The 15,290-nt window shown below is 68.5% G+C and carries 16 protein-coding genes and 1 pseudogene; 11 read left to right on the top strand and 6 right to left on the bottom strand.

Annotated features, from left to right (window positions below; all coding sequences use genetic code 11):
- Position 1 precedes the first annotated feature (1 nt).
- The 9 genes from C9E82_RS06880 to C9E82_RS06840 all read left to right on the top strand — a co-directional run bounded on the left by C9E82_RS06880 (position 2) and on the right by C9E82_RS06840 (position 10,687).
- Complete coding sequence (locus C9E82_RS06880; protein ID WP_119896318.1) at positions 2-1,345, top strand: type VI secretion system protein TssA; 1,344 nt, start codon at positions 2-4, stop codon at positions 1,343-1,345.
- Positions 1,346-1,421: 76 nt separating this feature from the next.
- Entirely contained in the window at positions 1,422-1,940 is a 519-nt protein-coding gene (gene tssB / locus C9E82_RS06875; RefSeq protein WP_119896319.1) for a type VI secretion system contractile sheath small subunit, read from the top strand.
- Positions 1,941-1,942: 2 nt separating this feature from the next.
- The gene (gene tssC, locus C9E82_RS06870) at positions 1,943-3,433 is read left to right on the top strand and encodes a type VI secretion system contractile sheath large subunit (RefSeq protein ID WP_119896320.1); all 1,491 of its coding nucleotides are present in this window, start codon (positions 1,943-1,945) and stop codon (positions 3,431-3,433) included.
- A gap of 38 nt (positions 3,434-3,471) precedes the next feature.
- Positions 3,472-3,969 carry an Hcp family type VI secretion system effector gene (locus C9E82_RS06865; protein WP_119896321.1) on the top strand — a complete coding sequence of 166 codons (498 nt, stop codon included), beginning with the start codon at positions 3,472-3,474 and terminating at the stop codon, positions 3,967-3,969.
- A 154-nt stretch (positions 3,970-4,123) separates the two neighbouring features.
- The gene (locus C9E82_RS06860; protein WP_119896322.1) at positions 4,124-4,705 is read left to right on the top strand and encodes a type VI secretion system baseplate subunit TssE; all 582 of its coding nucleotides are present in this window, start codon (positions 4,124-4,126) and stop codon (positions 4,703-4,705) included.
- Positions 4,702-6,612, top strand: a complete 1,911-nt coding sequence (gene tssF / locus C9E82_RS06855; RefSeq protein WP_119896323.1) for a type VI secretion system baseplate subunit TssF — start codon at positions 4,702-4,704, stop codon at positions 6,610-6,612. The genes C9E82_RS06860 and tssF overlap by 4 nt, the downstream gene beginning before the upstream one ends.
- Positions 6,609-7,574 carry a type VI secretion system baseplate subunit TssG gene (tssG, locus tag C9E82_RS06850; protein WP_119896324.1) on the top strand — a complete coding sequence of 322 codons (966 nt, stop codon included), beginning with the start codon at positions 6,609-6,611 and terminating at the stop codon, positions 7,572-7,574. The genes tssF and tssG overlap by 4 nt, the downstream gene beginning before the upstream one ends.
- A 16-nt stretch (positions 7,575-7,590) precedes the next feature.
- The gene (gene tssH, locus C9E82_RS06845; RefSeq protein WP_119896325.1) at positions 7,591-10,209 is read left to right on the top strand and encodes a type VI secretion system ATPase TssH; all 2,619 of its coding nucleotides are present in this window, start codon (positions 7,591-7,593) and stop codon (positions 10,207-10,209) included.
- A gap of 13 nt (positions 10,210-10,222) precedes the next feature.
- On the top strand, positions 10,223-10,687 hold the full coding sequence (locus tag C9E82_RS06840; RefSeq protein WP_119896326.1) for a hypothetical protein: 465 nt from the start codon (positions 10,223-10,225) through the stop codon (positions 10,685-10,687).
- Here the strand turns inward: C9E82_RS06840 and C9E82_RS06835 are convergent.
- From C9E82_RS06835 to C9E82_RS06810, 6 genes are read right to left on the bottom strand one after another with little or no spacing between them, the layout of a single operon-like run.
- Positions 10,684-11,715, bottom strand: a complete 1,032-nt coding sequence (locus C9E82_RS06835; RefSeq protein WP_119896327.1) for a hypothetical protein — start codon at positions 11,713-11,715, stop codon at positions 10,684-10,686. The genes C9E82_RS06840 and C9E82_RS06835 overlap by 4 nt on opposite strands.
- On the bottom strand, positions 11,712-12,107 hold the full coding sequence (locus tag C9E82_RS06830) for a biopolymer transporter ExbD (protein ID WP_119896328.1): 396 nt from the start codon (positions 12,105-12,107) through the stop codon (positions 11,712-11,714). Before C9E82_RS06830 ends, C9E82_RS06835 begins: the two co-directional genes overlap by 4 nt.
- Positions 12,104-12,565, bottom strand: coding sequence for an ExbD/TolR family protein (locus tag C9E82_RS06825; protein WP_119896329.1), 462 nt, complete (start codon positions 12,563-12,565; stop codon positions 12,104-12,106). The genes C9E82_RS06830 and C9E82_RS06825 overlap by 4 nt, the downstream gene beginning before the upstream one ends.
- Before the next feature lie 6 nt (positions 12,566-12,571).
- Entirely contained in the window at positions 12,572-13,213 is a 642-nt protein-coding gene (locus tag C9E82_RS06820) for a MotA/TolQ/ExbB proton channel family protein (protein WP_119896330.1), read from the bottom strand.
- Between the two features lie 5 nt (positions 13,214-13,218).
- Complete coding sequence (locus C9E82_RS06815) at positions 13,219-13,668, bottom strand: hypothetical protein (protein WP_240643387.1); 450 nt, start codon at positions 13,666-13,668, stop codon at positions 13,219-13,221.
- Positions 13,669-13,686: 18 nt separating this feature from the next.
- A complete protein-coding gene (locus C9E82_RS06810; protein ID WP_147393019.1) occupies positions 13,687-14,079 on the bottom strand; it encodes a hypothetical protein in 393 nt (130 codons plus the stop codon).
- Between the two features lie 74 nt (positions 14,080-14,153).
- Between C9E82_RS06810 and C9E82_RS06805 the strand changes: the two genes are divergently transcribed.
- Both C9E82_RS06805 and C9E82_RS06800 read left to right on the top strand, forming a co-directional pair.
- Entirely contained in the window at positions 14,154-14,573 is a 420-nt protein-coding gene (locus C9E82_RS06805; RefSeq protein WP_119896332.1) for a DUF1036 domain-containing protein, read from the top strand.
- Positions 14,574-14,626: 53 nt separating this feature from the next.
- Positions 14,627-15,290, top strand: a pseudogene (locus C9E82_RS06800) (hypothetical protein); the annotation flags it as partial.

The following is a 15,290-nucleotide window of genomic DNA, read 5'->3' as shown; positions in this document are numbered from 1 at the left end:
CATGGCGCTGGACAATCTGCTTGAGCCTGTTTCCGAAGCCGAGCCCTGCGGGCCGGACCTGGAACGCAGCGACGACGGCGATTTCCTGGAATATTACTTCGAGGCGGAATCGCGGCTGCCCGAGCGCTATTTCGTTCCGGGGTCGCCCGAGGACGGGCGCGAGGACCGGCTGTTCGATCCGCGCTCGGTCGATCTGGGGGCCGAGCGGACGGCGATCCTGGCGCTGCTGGCCCGCAGCCGGGACCTGCGGCTGGTCAGCCTCCTGGCGCGATTCCAGATCCTGGCGGGCAAGCTGCCCGATTTCGTCTCCAGCCTCGAGGACATGGCGGCGCTGCTGGGGCAATGGCCCGATGACCTGCATCCGAGGGTGGACCGGGGTGCGGCAGATCGTCGCGCCGCGATCGAGGCCATCAACAGCCAGCCCGCCGTGGTGATGCCGCTGCTGCACCTGCCGCTGCTGCCCGGCGACAATGTGACGTTGCGTCGCCACATGGTCGCGACCGGCAAGGCCGCGCCGCGCCTGTCCGAACAGGACCTGCCCGGCAGCGACGTGCTGGCGCCCCTGCGCGCCGATGCCGGCCAGCGGGCGCTGGCGGCGGTCAACGACCAGCTGTCGCGCGCGGCCGACGCGCTGTTCCGCATCCACCGGCTGGCCCAAAGCCATCCCGAGGCGCGCTTCAGCCCGGAACTGGGCGCGGTGCGGGCCGCCATCGCCGACATGCAGGCGATGATCGCCGCCGCCCGGCCGGAACTGCGCCCCTGGACCGAGGCCGCGATGCCCGATCTGCCGGCCGCGGCCCCCGATCCACAGGCCCTGGCCGCCCCCGCGCCGCCGCCCTCGTCGTCGCCGGCTTCGGTGCCGGCCGGGCCCGGGCCGGTCATTCCCGACCGCGCCACCGCCGCCGCCGCGCTGGATGCGGCGCAGCTGTGGCTGGCGCGCAACGAGCCCTCCTCGCCCGCGCTGCTGCTGGTCGAGCAGGCAAGGCTGCTGGTCGGCGCCCCGCTGGTCGAGGCCATCGAGGTGCTGATGCCCGACCGCGCCGGCGGGGCGATTCTGAACATCGGCCATGGCAGCGGCTTCAGCCTGCCGATGGACCGACTGAAATCATTGACGAAATCCGGCCTGGACGGGGCGGCGCGCGGCGACGATCCGCCAATGCCCTTGCCCCCGATCGCCACCCGCGGCGAGGTCATCGGCCACCTGACGGGGGTCGAAGCCTATTTCTCGGCGCATGAGCCCGCGAGTCCTATCCCATTGCTTCTGCTGAAAGCTCGTGACATGTTGGGCAAACGATTTGACGCCATCATGGCAGAACTACTTGTGCAGCCCGCGCAAAATGATTGATATGTTTGCGGCTGGTTTGGATTGACTCTGCGGTGGAACTTACGTTCTGCTAGGCCGCAGGCGGAGGATTGAAAGAATGGCATCCGACAAATCGACCGATTTTTTGAAGCGTAACCGCCCGCCGCGGGTGAATATTTCCTATGAAGACCCCTATGATTCCGAGAAGATGGTGGAACTGCCCTTCGTCATGGGGGTGATGTCCGATCTGTCCGGAAACGCGTCCGAGGTCGAGAAGCCCGACATGGAGGAGCGCGACTTCGTGGACGTGACGGCGGCGACGCTGGACGACTACATGAAGAGCGTGGCTCCCGGCCTGTCCTTCAATGTCGAGAACAAGATGGGCGGCGACGGCCGGATGGGCGTTTCGCTGCATTTCGAGAGCATGGACGACTTCAACCCGGCCGAGGTCGCCCGGCAGGTCCCGGCGCTGAAGAAGCTGCTGGAGGCCCGGCAGCACCTGGCCAACCTGCAGCGCTACATGAATTCCAAGCCGAAGGCGCAGGAACAGCTGCGCAAGCTGCTGAACGACCCCGAGCTGATGGCCGCCCTGGCCGAACGCGAGACCGCCAAGGACAATTCTGAAGGGAACAGCTGAACATGGCGCAGGAGAAGCAGGCGCAGGTTGCCGAAGCTGGCGCGCTGTCCGGACTGGACGAATTTTCCGACATCCTGCGGCAGACCATCAAGCCGCGCACCGATGTCGCCGCGAAAGAGGTCGACAATGCCGTCGTGGCCTTGGTCCGCGAGGCGCTGGACGACCAGACCCTGATCGCCGAGGACGTGATCGACACGATCGACGCGATGCTGTCGAAGCTGGACCAGAAGCTGACCGAGCAGCTGAACGAGATCATCCATCACGAGGAGTTCCAGAAGCTGGAATCCTCGTGGCGCGGGCTGGCCTACACGATCAACAACTCCGAGACCGACGCCTCGCTGCGGGTGAAGGTGATGAACGTCTCGAAGAAAGAGCTGCAGCAGATGATGCGCCGCTATCCGGGCGCGAAATGGGACAAGTCGCCCCTGAACAAGATCGTCTACGAGGCTGAGTTCGGCACGCTTGGCGGCAAGCCCTTCGGGGCGCTGGTGGGCGACTATTACTTCGACCACTCGACCGCCGACGTGGCGCTGCTGCGCGATATCGGCAAGATCGCGGCGGCGGCGCATGCGCCCTTCATCTCGTCGGCCGCGCCCGAGCTTCTGGGGCTGGACAGCTGGAACGAGCTGTCGGTGCCGCCCGACCTGTCCGAGATCTTCGACACGCCCGACTATGCCGCCTGGAACGGGCTGCGCGATTCCGAGAATTCGCGCTATGTCGCGCTGACCCTGCCGCGCGTGCTGTCGCGCGAGCCTTACGGGCAGGGCTCGAACTCGGTCGTCGAGGAATTCAACTTCGAGGAAGAGACCGACGGGCATGACGGCACGAAATACGGCTGGATGAACGCCGCCCATGCGATGGCGGTGAACATCAACCGCGCGCACAAGGAACATGGCTGGACCGTGCAGATCCGCGGCGTGCAGTCGGGCGGCGAGGTACTCAACCTGCCCACGCATAATTTCGACACGGGCGACGGGTCGAAGGACCTGAAATGCCCGACCGAGGTCTCGATCACCGACCGGCGCGAGGCCGAACTGTCGAAGGCCGGGCTGATCGGCCTGATCCATCGCAAGCATACCGACAAGGCGGCCTTCATCGGCGCGCAGACCCTGTATCGTCCCAAGAAATACGTGGACGAGCAGGCGACGGCCTCGGACAACATGTCGGCGCGTCTGCCCTATATTTTCGCGGTGTCACGGTTCAGTCACTACCTGAAGTGTATGGTGCGCGACAAGATCGGGCAGAGCCCCGACCGGTTGCAGTTGCAGACCCAGCTTCAGACCTGGGTCAACAAATACGTCTCCGGCAATCCGGAAAGCGCGTCCGAGCGGGAAAAGGCCAAAAAGCCGCTTGCAGGCGCGAAGGTCGAGGTTGTAGAGGACGAGGAGAATCCCGGCTATTATATGGGGAAATTCTATTTGAAACCGCATTTCCAGCTGGAAGGCATGGATGTCGGGATGTCGCTCGTTTCCAAATTGCCCAAGGGCAAATGAGTTTTTTAACAGACTGCCGTAATCGAGGAGTTTGACTGATGGCTGTCGATATCTTTCTGAAACTGTCCAACAACATCAAGGGCGAGTCGCAAGACGACACGCATCGCGACGAGATCGATGTGCTGGCCTGGAACTGGGGCCTGACCCAGTCGGGCACCACGCATGTCGGCCGTGGCGGCGGCGGCGGCAAGGTGAATGTCCAGGACATCACCCTGACCAAATATGTCGATCTGGCCTCGAACGACCTGATCAAGCGCTGCACCAACGGCGAGCATATCGAAACCGGCGAGCTGATCGTGCGCAAGTCGGGCGGTTCGGCCCCGGTCGAGTATTTCCGCATCAAGATGGAAAACATCATGATCACCAGCTATTCGACCGGTGGTCAGAAGGACGGGCTGGACCGCATCCAGGAAACCCTGACCCTGAACTTCCGCAAGTTCGAGGTCCTGTACACGCTGCAGGAAGATTCGGGCGCGGCCGGTGCCGAGACCATGGCCGGCTGGGACATCGCCGAAAACCGCGAGTGGAATTCGTAAGGATTTCGCTTCGATCCCGTCCGACGGCCTGTCCGGCGGAACGTGTATCTCCACGGGGCAGGGTCGGCGCAGCGTGCCGGCCCTGTTTCATTTCGCCGGCGGGTTTCCTGTCGGCAAGGTTCTGAAGCGGCCCTGACGGGCAATCGGGGTGGTCATGGCGCAGCATCGTCAATCCTCGGGCAGCGACAGCCGCCGCGGCGGGCTGCGCGAGATGTCGTTGATGCATATCTTCCGCGATTCCGCCGCCCGGCGCGACGGGCGCGTCCAGGACCGCACCTATACGGATGGCGAACGCGACCTGACGGTTCTCAGCCAGAAGCGCCGCGAGGGGGCCAGCGAGGATGCGCTGCGCGCCAACCTGGCGCTGGACATCGCCAGCCTGATGAACACCATCCGCCTTGATGTCTGCACCGACCTGTCGGAGGCGCCGCATGTGCGCGACTCGATCGTCAACCACGGTTTTCAGGACATGGACAGCTTGTGGCGCGGCAGCCGCACGCCCTCGGACATGGCGCGCGCCATCCGCGAGGCGCTGATCCGCAGCGAGCCCCGGCTGCGCCCCGAGACGATCGAGGTGCGGCTGGACGAGGCCGACCCGACGGTCGACCAGCGGCTCAGCTTCGAGATCCTGGCCGAGATGATCTCGGACCCGACCGACATTCCGCTGCAATTCTTCGCCGAGGTCGATCCCGGCGCGGGCAAGATCGCCATGAAACGGATGCAGGGCGGCGCATGAAGAAGGCTTTCCGCGACGCCTACGAGCGTGAACTGGACATCCTCTATGAACGCTCGGCCGAATTCGCCGAGGAATTTCCGGGGCTTGCCGACCGGCTGGGCGGCGTGCTGCGCGAGAATATCGACCCCGCCATCGCCGGGCTGCTGGAGGGCGCGGCCTTCCTGGCCGCGCGGGTGCAGCTGAAGCTGGACGAGGAATTCCGCGGCTTCACCATGGAGCTGCTGGAGCAGATCTTTCCCGACGCCCTGGCGCCGATCCCCAGCTGCATGATCGTCGAGGCCGCCGCCGCCACCCGCCCGACCAGCGACGGCGCGCCGCGCGTCTTCGGCCGCGGCGAATACCTGGACGCGCGGTTCCGCGATGCCGACAAGCGCGTCACCTGCCGCTTCAGCCTGACCGCGCCCCTGACCGTGCTGCCGGTCGCCATCGACGCCATCGCCTATCACGACCGCACCACCACGCTTGGCGGGCTGGGCCAGGACCCCGACCGCGCCACGCGGGCCGGTCTGCAGCTGGACCTGGCCAAGACCGACGGGCAGAGCTTCGCCGAGCTGCGCAGCGATGCGCTGAGCTTCCATCTGACCGCCGACATGCTGCGGGCGATGGCGCTCTATGAGCAGATCCATTGCAGCACGCTCAGGGTGTCCCTGCGCTGGCTGCAGCCCAATGGCGATCCGGCCTTCCTGCGGCTGGCGCCTGCCCAGGTTCAGCAGATCGGCTTCGAGGGCGGCGAATTGCTGTTCGACCGCCAGACCAACCTGTTCGAGGGCTTCGCGCTGCTGCGCGACTTCTTCGCCTTCCCGCGCAAGTTCCTGGGCTTCCGGCTGACCGGCCTGTCTGACGCGCTGCGGGCGGTGCGCAGCGACCGGATGCAGGTGATCTTCGAATTCGACCGGGTGAACGACGACCTGGCCCGGCAGATCCAGAAGCGCGACATCCGCGTGAACTGCGCGCCCGCGATCAACCTGTTCGAGGAAAGCTCGAACCAGATCCGGCTGGACGACCGCCGCCACGAATATGTCGTCACCCCCGATTCCAGCCCGATCACCCATTACGAGATCCAGCGCATCCTGCGGGTCCATGCCAGCTATGGCACCGCCCATGACCGGGTCGAGGTGGTGCCGCTCTATGCGCTGCCGCAGGGGGCCAGCGCGCCGCGCGCGGCCTATTACTACACGATGCGGCGCAAGCCCCGGCGCCTGACCGAGGCCGAGCGGCGCGGCGGGCTGCGCGCCGATTACCGCGGCACCGAGACCTGGCTGTCGATCTACGAGCCGCCCGAATCCGTGGTCGGGCGCCGCGCGCAGCGGCTGCATCTGCGCACGCTCTGTTCGAACCGCCACCTGCCCGCCGCGCTGCCCCTGGCGCGGTCGGACGATTTCAACCTGGTCTCCGACCAGCTGATGACGCTGACCTGCGTGAACGGCCCCACCGCCCCGCGCGAGGCGATGACCGAGATCGAGCGGGCGGGGCCGCATCGCACCGGGCAGGGCGACGTCTATTGGCGGCTGATTTCCTATCTGTCGCTGAACCATTTCGGGCTGGACGACCGTTTCGGCCGCGACGGCGCCGCCAGCCTGCGAGAGATCCTGACACTGTTCGCGGACCTCTCGGACAACGTGACCGAGACCCAGATCGGCGGGATCACCGCGCTGAACGTGCGGCCGATCACCCGCTCGATCCGCCGCCCCGAGGGGTTCTTCCCGGCGCGCGGGCTGGAGATCTCGGTGACTTTCGACGAGGCGGCCTTCGAGGGCAGCGGCATCGTGCTGCTGGCCGCGGTGCTGGACCGCTTCTTCGCCGAATATGTCAGCATCAACAGCTTCACCCAGATGGTGACGATCAGCAAGCAGCGCGGCGTCATCAGGCGCTGGCCACCGCGCACCGGGTCGGGGCCGCTGATATGACGGCAGAGGGCGCGGGTTTCCTGGCGCTGCTGCGCCGGCTGGAGCGCGAACGGGCAGAGAAGCCGCGCATCGGGCGCTCGGCCCGGCTGGCTGACGACATCGTCGAGATCGGGCAGGACCCGCAGCTGGCCTTCCCCGCGACCGAGATCGCGCCGGGCGGCGACGGACCCGATGGCCGCATCCGGCTGCGCGCGCAGTTCATGGGCTATTTCGGCCCGCAGGGCGCGCTGCCCTTGAACATGACCGAGGAGGTCATGCGCTGGCAGCAGGAGGGCGAGGAAGCCTTCGTCCGCTTCGCTGACCTGTTCGCCGCCCGCTTCTACCAGCTGTTCTTCCGGGCCTGGTCCGACGCTCATCCGATCAGCCAGCACGACCGCCCCGATGAGGATCGCTTCGCCAGCTATATCGCCGCCGTGGCCGGGATCGGCTCGCCCGCCTTTCTGCGCCATGACAGCTTTCCCGACATCGCCCGGCTTCCGCTGGTCTCGATCTTCGGCGGGCGGGTGCGCAGCGCCGTGCGGCTGCGGCAGATGCTGCAAAGCTATTTCGACCTGCCGGCCGAGGTCGAGGAACATGTCCCCGCCTGGCTGGAATTCGAGCCCGACGAGATGCGCGGCCTGGGCCTGGGCGGTGCGCTCGGGCGCGACATGTATCTGGGCGCGCGGCTGCGCTCGGTCAGCGAGAAGATCTGCATCCACCTGCACCTGCCCGATGCCGCGCAGTATCGCGATTTCCTGCCCGGCCAGCCCCGGCACCGGCGGCTGGCGGACCTGGTCTTCTGGTATCTGGGCCGGACCTATGATGTCGACCTGGCGCTGACCCTGCCGCCCCCGGCGATCCCTTCCGCAGAGCTGGGCCAGACGGTGTCGCTTGGCTGGCTGGCGGCGCTGCGCCCCGAGGGATTGGCGGGCAGCACCCGCCAGGTTGAAATCGCACGTTTTGCCCTGACCCAGGGCGCCTGACCATGACGAGGCCTGAATGACCGCCATCACGATCGAGAAATTTGCCGGAAAGATGAACCGCGTCGGCTATGGCGCCTTCCTTCAGGCGATGCGTCAAGCGCGCGGCGACGGCAACCGCAACGTGGAGCTGTGCCACTGGCTGTTCCACGCGGTCTCGAACCAGAATTGCGACATCTCGGTCAGCCTGCGGGAACTGGGGCTGGACCGGGGCCGGGTGCTGAAGGACCTGGACCGGGCGATGGGCGCGCTGCAGAAGAACATGACCGAAACGCCGGGCATTTCCGAGCGGCTGGCCGATGCGCTGAACCACGCCTGGACCTATGCGACGCTGTTCTTCGGCGAGGCGCAGATCCGCACCGGCCATCTGCTGGTCGCGCTGCTGAACGACCAGGCGCTGCGCCACGCGCTGGTGCAGTATTCCGGGGTCTTCGACGATCTCTCCGCCGACCGGCTGGGGGCCGAGGCGCGCACGCTCTGGGCCGGCTCCGAGGAAGAGGACATGCGCCCGATGGACGGCTCGGGCCTGCGCGCGCCGGGCGGCGGGGATGCCGCCGGGCCCTCGACTTCGCTGGGGCGGTTCTCGGTCGACATGACGGCGGATGCGGCCGAAGGGCGGATGGACCCGGTGGTGGGCCGCGACGACGAGATCCGCCAGATCGTCGACGTGCTGATGCGCCGCCGGCAGAACAACCCGATCCTGACCGGCGAGGCGGGCGTGGGCAAGACCGCCGTGGTCGAGGGTTTCGCGCAGAAGCTGGCCGCGGGCGAGGTGCCCCCGGCGCTCAAGGGGATGCGGCTCTACATGCTGGACATCGGCGCCATGCAGGCCGGCGCCAGCATGAAGGGCGAGTTCGAGCAGCGCCTGCGATCGGTCATCGACGAGGTGCAGGCCTCGCCCGTCCCGATCATCCTCTTCATCGACGAGGCGCATACGCTGATCGGCGCGGGCGGTGCGGCGGGGACGGGCGATGCGGCGAACCTCTTGAAACCGGCGCTGGCGCGCGGCACCTTGCGCACCATCGGCGCGACGACCTGGGCCGAATACCGCAACTATTTCGAGAAGGACCCGGCGCTGACCCGGCGCTTTCAGCCGATCTCGGTCGATGAGCCCGACATCGCCACCGCCTGCTACATGATGCGCGGGCTGCTGGCCCCGATGGAGGGCCATCACAAGGTCCGCATTTCCGACGCGGCGGTCGAGGCGGCGGTGAAGCTGTCGGCGCGCTATCTGCCGGCGCGGCAACTGCCCGACAAGGCGGTCTCGCTGCTGGACACGGCCTGCGCGCGGGTGGCGGTCAGCCAGTCCTCGGTCCCGGCGCGCATCGCCGATCTGAAGGCCGCCATCGCCGCGCTGGAGACCGAGATCGCCGCCAAGACCGCCGAGCGCGACCTGGGCGCCGCGCCCGAGGCGCGGCTGGCCGAGGCGGAGGCCGAACTGGCCGAGAAGCGCGACCGGCTGGTGGCGCTGGAAGCCGCCTATGAAAGCGAAAAGGCGATCGTCGAGAATATCCTCGCCCTGCGGACCCGGCTGGCCGGCGACGAGGCCGATCCCGACGCGATCCGCGCGGACCTGGCCGAGGGGATGCGCGGGCTGGAGGCGATCCATGCCGACGACCGGATGATCTGGCCGCATGTGGACGACCAGGCGGTGGCATCGGTCATCAGCGACTGGACCGGCATCCCGGCGGGCCGGATGGTAGCCGATGAATTGCAGGCGGTGCTGGGGCTGGCCGATCACCTGAAGGAACGCGTCATCGGCCAGGACCAGGGGTTGCAGATGATCGCGCGCCGGGTGGAAACCGCCCGCGCGGGCCTGGGTAATCCCGAAAAGCCCATTGGCGTCTTCATGCTCTGCGGCCCCTCCGGCGTCGGCAAGACCGAGACTGCGCTGGCCCTGGCGGAAACGCTCTATGGCGGCGAGCAGAACGTCATCACCATCAACATGTCCGAATTCCAGGAGGCGCATTCCGTCAGCCTGCTGAAGGGCGCCCCGCCGGGCTATGTCGGCTATGGCGAGGGCGGGCGGCTGACCGAGGCGGTGCGCCGCAAGCCCTATTCGGTGGTGCTGCTGGACGAGATGGAAAAGGCCCATCCCGACGTGCATGAACTGTTCTTCCAGGTCTTCGACAAGGGAAGGATGGAGGATGGCAACGGCCGCCCGATCAATTTCCGCAACACGCTGATCCTGATGACCTCGAATGTCGGCACCGGCTCGATCATGCATCTGGCGCCCGAGGGCGAGATCACCGATCCCGAGGTGCTGGAGGCCTCGCTGAAAGAGGAGCTTCTGGGCACCTTCCCGCCGGCGCTTCTGGGCCGGATCGTGACCATCCCCTATGTGCCGCTGTCGCGCGAGGTGCTGGGCGGGATCGCGCGGCTGAAGCTGGAGGCGGTGGCGCGCAGGATGCGCGAATCGCAGGGCGCGGCGCTGCATTACGGCGACGAGGTGATCGGCGCCATCGTCGATCAGTGCCGCGATCCCGACAGCGGCGGGCGGATGATCGACAACATCATCACCAATTCCATCCTGCCCGACCTGTCGCGGCAGGTCCTGGCCCGGATGGTCGCCGGCCAGCCGATGCAGGATGTCGCGATCCGCGTCGCGGATGAGGGTTTCGCCTACGATTTCAACTGAAGGAGGATTTGACATGGCAGCGAAATTTGACTGGGTGATCGTTTCCGACCGCTCTGGCCGCGATATCGGCGCGGTGGGGTTCATCGACGACCAGGCGGTGGCGATCGCCTCGTTCTTCGACAGCCGCGACGCGAACAAGGATGGCAAGGTCGGCCTGGCCGAGCGCGTGGTTTCGGCCGTCTCGCCCTTCAGCCTGGACGGCGCGGCCATCGCCGAGGTGGCGATGCAGGGCCGCGCGAACCCGCTGATCGTGGAGCGCGATCCGTCCTATTTCGGCATGAGCGCCAATATCTTCGCCGGTTTCGCGCAGAGCATGGTCGTCGATGCGGTCTGGTCGGTCTATTTCAAGCGCGGCGTCCGCGCGGCGGGAACCGGGGTCGCCCGCGTCATCACCGACAACATGGTCAAGCAGATCGTGATCCGCAAAGGCCTCGAGCGCGTCGCGCGCGAGGCCTTCGACAACGTTACCGCGCTTTAGCGCACATAGACGCTGCCGATGCCGATCCTTGCATCGGCGGCGATGTCGCGCGCCAGCTGGTCGAAGAAATCCTCGGCCAGCTCGCCTGCATGGGTGCCGACCGTCTCCGGGCGCGCGGGGCTGGCGATGGCCAGCACCAGCTGATGCGTGTCCCGCGCCGCGCCCGACCGGGCCAGCGGCACGTCGAAGCGCGTCACCCCGGCCGAGGCGATCTGGAAGCGCCGCAGGTCGTGGACGACGCCGTTGTCGTCGATCAGCAGCAGCGTCGTGTAAAGCCCCGCCCCGCCCGAGATCCGCCCGCGCAGGTTGCCGCCGCTGGCGATGTCCTGCGCCTCCAGCTGCAGGCCCAGGCCCAGCACCGGATAGCGCGGGTCGCGCCGGGCGAAATCCAGCGCCGGGCATTGGCGGCGGTCCAGCAGCACGGCGGATTCCGTGATCTCGGTTTCCAGCCCGCGCGTCAATTCGCGCATCAGCCCGGCGATCTGGCGGTCGTCGGCGGCCAGCACGCCCAGCTGGATCTGGTCCTCGCCCAGCAGGGCGGGCAGGGCCAGCAGGCAGGATTCGCTGAGCCGGCCGCGGATGCGGTCGAAAAGCTCGGCGATGCGCGGATCCGCCGGGCCGCCGCTTTCGGCCGGTTCGGGGTCCGGCGCGGGCTGCGCGGCGCCGGCGCTGCCCGCCTCGGGCAGCGTGTCGACAAGGGCCAGCGGCGGATCGGTCAGAAGCGGGGTCAGCAGCTCGGTGGCTTCGTTTGCGGGCGCCTCGGGTGCGGGGCTTTCGGGGGTCAGCGTTTCGCTTGCCGGGTCGGGCGCCAGCTCGGGCGTGGTGACGGGCGTCAGGGTCGGGGCGTCGGGCTGGGTGGCGGCCAGGGCCGACAGGTCCAGCTGCAGCTGGGCGGGGGCATCGGGGATAGGATCGGCCCGCTGCCAGTCCGGCTGCCAGACCAGCGCCGCCGCCGCGGCGCCGTGCAGCAGCAGCGACAGCGCGGCGGCCTGCGCCCATCCCAGCCGTGCCTGCGGCGCGCCGATCATGGCGCGGGCCTGTCGGGTTGCGTGACCAGCCGGATGTCGTGGCCCTCCAGCTCGGGGCGGCGCAGCAACTCCAGCAACAGGCTGGCGGGGGCCTGGCGGTCGATCATCACATGCAGCGGCCCGTCATGGGGGGGCAGCGCGGCGGCCAGCAGCTCGGGCAGGATCGGCTGGCCGTCCAGCAGCCAGCGTTCCGCCCCCCGCAGCTCCAGCACCGGCGAGGGCAGGGTGCCCGGCGGCAATTGCTGCGTCCGCGCCAGCTGCAGGTCGCCGATCGGGCGGGCGGGCTGGCCGGCGCTGAGGAAGAAGAAGATCAGCAGCAGCACGATATTGACGATGGCCAGCGCCGGATCGAGGCGCGCGGGCAGGGGGCGGCGGGGCAGGTTCAGGCTCATCGGATCGTCCCGTCCGCGATCTGGACCGAGCCGATGCCCCGCGCCGACAGGGTTTCCAGCACGGTGATGACATCCTGCACCGGCACCTCGGGGCGCAGCACCACCAGCACGTTCGCCGTGCCCTGCGCGGCCAGGGCCTCGGCCAGCAGGGCCACGCGGTCCAGCCCGAAGCGCTGGCCGCTGGCGGTCAGCCCCTGGGGCGTCAGGGTCCAGACCGCGGTGGCGCGGATGTCGGTGACGGCCGCGGGCGATGTCGCCGGGGTTTCGCCGTTGCCCGCGCCCGCGCCGCCAAGCGATCCGGTGCGCACGTCCAGCATCGCGAAGGGCGTCAGATTGGCCGAGAGCATGAAGAAGATCAGCAGCTGGAACAGCATATCCGCCATGGCCGTCATCGAGAAGCGATAGCGCCGCCGCCGCTCGGGCAGCGCGATCCGGGTGGTCCGGCTGGCGGCGGGCATGGCGGCTCAGCCCCGCGCGGGCTGCCCGAGCCGCCCGTGGATCGCCGACGAGATCACCAGCTCCATCGTCTGCCGCTCGTCCTCGATCCGGCCTTCCAGCCAGGCGGCGACGAAATAGGCGACCAGCGCGATGGCCAGCCCGGCCGCGGTGGTGGTCAGCGCCGTCCAGATCCCCGAGGCCAGGATGCGCGGGTCGGCGACCTGCTGGCTGAGCGACAGGTTGCCGAAGGCGTCGATCATGCCGATCACCGTGCCCAGCAGGCCCAGCATCGGGGCCATCTGCACCACCGCCTCCAGCAGGCGCATCCGCGCGCCCATCTGCACCAGCTCGGACAGGGCGATCTGGCGGGCCAGCTCCTCGCCATAGGCGGGGTCGCCGGGGCGGGCGCGCAGCCCGGACATGACCGCCGCCAGCACCCGCGACAGCACGGATTTCCCGGCGGCGGCCTTGCGCTGCGCCTCGTCCGGGCGGCCGTTCAGCCAGTCGTCCAGGATGATCTCGGCCTGCTTGTGGCGCCCGACCCCCATGCGCGAGAACTGCGCCAGCTTGAAGATGGCGACGGTCAGGGTCAGCACCGACAGCGCCGCCAGCGCGACGAAGACGGCAAGGCTGATCAGCGGCAGGTCGCTGGGGATCGTGTCGAACATGGGGATCAGATACCGAATTCGATGTCTGCCAGCGCGCGCGCCGACAGGCCGGTCAGGCAGGTTTCGCGCAGGTCGGCGCCGTCCTCGGCCCGGCACTCGGCCACGTCATTGACGATGATCCGTCCGATCCGGTCGCAGGGCCGGTCGGACAGCTCGAACATCGCGACCTTGGTCTTGCCGCCGATCAGCTGGCCGAAATCCAGCACCGGCAGCGATTGCACGACCCCGGCCGCGTCGAAGATCGCCACCTGCCAGGCGGCGCGGGCCAGGCCCCGTTCCAGCCCGTTGGTGACGACCACGGTCAGCCGGCAGCCGCCGCCATCGGTCGGCTGGGCGGCGTTCAGCTCCAGCAGGATGCCTTGCCCGGCGTTGTCCTGGGCCAGGGCCGGCGACATGCCGGTCGGCGACAGGGGCAGGATCGCGGCCGCCAAGACCGCCCCGGCAATGCCACGCATCACAATGCCTTTCTGAAATCAGCGATAGACCCCGATCATGGGGAGATTGACGAAATCATAGCGCCGCACCGGACCCTCCGCGTCAAGAGCGGATCGGGGGCCGGGCTGGGTAAAATGCATCACATTGTCATGGGATTGCGCCGGAACGGGCGTTTGCGGGACGCGCTTCGCCACCTCGCGCAATGCGGCGGCGGTCTCGGGCGGCGCGGCGGCCGCCGGGACGGGGGCGGTTTCCGCCCTGGGCACGGCCACGCGCGCCGGCGCGGCGCCGGGCGCCACGCGCTCGGTCCCGACCGCGGGCGAGGGGGCCGCGATCTGGGGCGGGCTGGTCAGTCGGTCCACCGCGCGGGCAAAGCCGAAGGCCGCCCCCGCGGTCAGCAAGGTTGCACCTGCGACAAGGATGAGTTTCATGTTGCCTTAACTCCCTTGACCGATGCTTAGCACGACTTGCCTATTTGCTCAATTCGCCGGAATCTCTTTTTGCGATGCTAAACCGGGTCCTCTCGTCGATCTTGCTGCTGGGCTGCTGCTGGCTGCTGCCCGCCGGGGCGGCCGCTGCGGCGCTGCGGCTGTGCAACCAGTCCTTCGACGTGCTGAACGTGGCGATCGGCGCGCCGGATGGCGAGGATTTCGTGACCCGCGGCTGGTGGCGGGTGGCGCCGAACCAATGCGCGACCCTGCAGCGCGACCTGCTGCGCTCACGGTTTTATTACGTCTTCGCCGCCGATGTCTTCGGTAATGAGGTCCTGTCGGGCGCGATCCCCATGTGCGTCGCGCCCCGGCGGTTCGAGATCGACGGCCAGCAGGATTGTCTTTTGCGGGGGTTTCTGGATGCGCGCTTCATCGAGGTCGACACGCAGGAACAGCCGAACTGGACGGTCTTCGTGACGCCGCGCCCGATGTGACGCATAATGCCGCCATGACCGCCCTTGCCCGACATAGACCCCTTGCGCTGGCCATGCTGCTGTCGCTGGCCGCCGCGGTTCCGGCGCGGGCGGAACAGCCGCTTGCGCCGGTAGAGGGCGGCGGGCTGGTGATCTCGGCGCTGCCGGTCCAGCCGTTGGAGGGGGGGCCGCTGGAAGGGGGCGAGGTCATCGAGGCCAGCCCGGCCGCGCCGGTCCAGCTGGCCGCCCTGCCGGTGCTGCCTGATGCGCCGCGCCGCGCGGGGCTGCCCGAGCCCTCGATCATCGTCGGCGACCTGGCGGTGCTGACGACCATGGCCGAGCGCGGCCCGCTGGGAACCCCGCGCCCCGCGCGCGAGGCGATCCGGCAGCGCGATTCGGCGATCTTCGAGCGGCTGCTGTCGCAGGGCGCCTTCGATCCCGATCCCGATGCCGATCGGCTGGCCGCCGCGCTGCAGACCGAGCTTGCGCAGATGAACTGCTATGGCGGCGGGATCGACGGCGACTGGGGCGCCGGGTCGGCGGCGGCGCTGGGGCGCTATTTCCAGACCCTGGGCGCGGCGCAGGCCGCGACTGCGCCCGATACCGGCCTGTTCCGCACCATCGCCCGCAACGAGGCCGTGCGCTGCGCCGATGTCCAGACCGCCGCCCCGGCCCGCGCCGCCCCCGCGGCCAGCCGGTCGGGTAGCGGCGGCGCGACGCGGGCGACGGGCGGCGGCG

The sequence above is a fragment of the Paracoccus sigandri genome (assembly GCF_003709565.1).
Taxonomy (GTDB): domain Bacteria; phylum Pseudomonadota; class Alphaproteobacteria; order Rhodobacterales; family Rhodobacteraceae; genus Paracoccus; species Paracoccus siganidrum.
The sequence above is the reverse complement of the archived record's forward strand: the minus strand, read 5'-3'. Positions and strand labels throughout refer to the sequence as shown.

Excerpts from the sequence above, each read along its gene's own strand:
- tssF (WP_119896323.1), top strand. The coding sequence starts at position 4,702 with ATGAAGAAGGCTTTCCGCGACGCCTACGAGCGTGAACTGGACATCCTC.
- C9E82_RS06810 (WP_147393019.1), bottom strand. The coding sequence starts at position 14,079 with ATGAAACTCATCCTTGTCGCAGGTGCAACCTTGCTGACCGCGGGGGCG.
- C9E82_RS06820 (WP_119896330.1), bottom strand. The coding sequence starts at position 13,213 with ATGTTCGACACGATCCCCAGCGACCTGCCGCTGATCAGCCTTGCCGTC.
- tssB (WP_119896319.1), top strand. The coding sequence starts at position 1,422 with ATGGCATCCGACAAATCGACCGATTTTTTGAAGCGTAACCGCCCGCCG.
- tssG (WP_119896324.1), top strand. The coding sequence starts at position 6,609 with ATGACGGCAGAGGGCGCGGGTTTCCTGGCGCTGCTGCGCCGGCTGGAG.
- C9E82_RS06835 (WP_119896327.1), bottom strand. The coding sequence starts at position 11,715 with ATGATCGGCGCGCCGCAGGCACGGCTGGGATGGGCGCAGGCCGCCGCG.
- C9E82_RS06880 (WP_119896318.1), top strand. The coding sequence starts at position 2 with ATGGCGCTGGACAATCTGCTTGAGCCTGTTTCCGAAGCCGAGCCCTGC.
- C9E82_RS06860 (WP_119896322.1), top strand. The coding sequence starts at position 4,124 with ATGGCGCAGCATCGTCAATCCTCGGGCAGCGACAGCCGCCGCGGCGGG.
- C9E82_RS06865 (WP_119896321.1), top strand. The coding sequence starts at position 3,472 with ATGGCTGTCGATATCTTTCTGAAACTGTCCAACAACATCAAGGGCGAG.
- C9E82_RS06805 (WP_119896332.1), top strand. The coding sequence starts at position 14,154 with ATGCTAAACCGGGTCCTCTCGTCGATCTTGCTGCTGGGCTGCTGCTGG.
- C9E82_RS06825 (WP_119896329.1), bottom strand. The coding sequence starts at position 12,565 with ATGCCCGCCGCCAGCCGGACCACCCGGATCGCGCTGCCCGAGCGGCGG.
- C9E82_RS06815 (WP_240643387.1), bottom strand. The coding sequence starts at position 13,668 with ATGCGTGGCATTGCCGGGGCGGTCTTGGCGGCCGCGATCCTGCCCCTG.
- tssH (WP_119896325.1), top strand. The coding sequence starts at position 7,591 with ATGACCGCCATCACGATCGAGAAATTTGCCGGAAAGATGAACCGCGTC.
- C9E82_RS06830 (WP_119896328.1), bottom strand. The coding sequence starts at position 12,107 with ATGAGCCTGAACCTGCCCCGCCGCCCCCTGCCCGCGCGCCTCGATCCG.
- C9E82_RS06840 (WP_119896326.1), top strand. The coding sequence starts at position 10,223 with ATGGCAGCGAAATTTGACTGGGTGATCGTTTCCGACCGCTCTGGCCGC.
- tssC (WP_119896320.1), top strand. The coding sequence starts at position 1,943 with ATGGCGCAGGAGAAGCAGGCGCAGGTTGCCGAAGCTGGCGCGCTGTCC.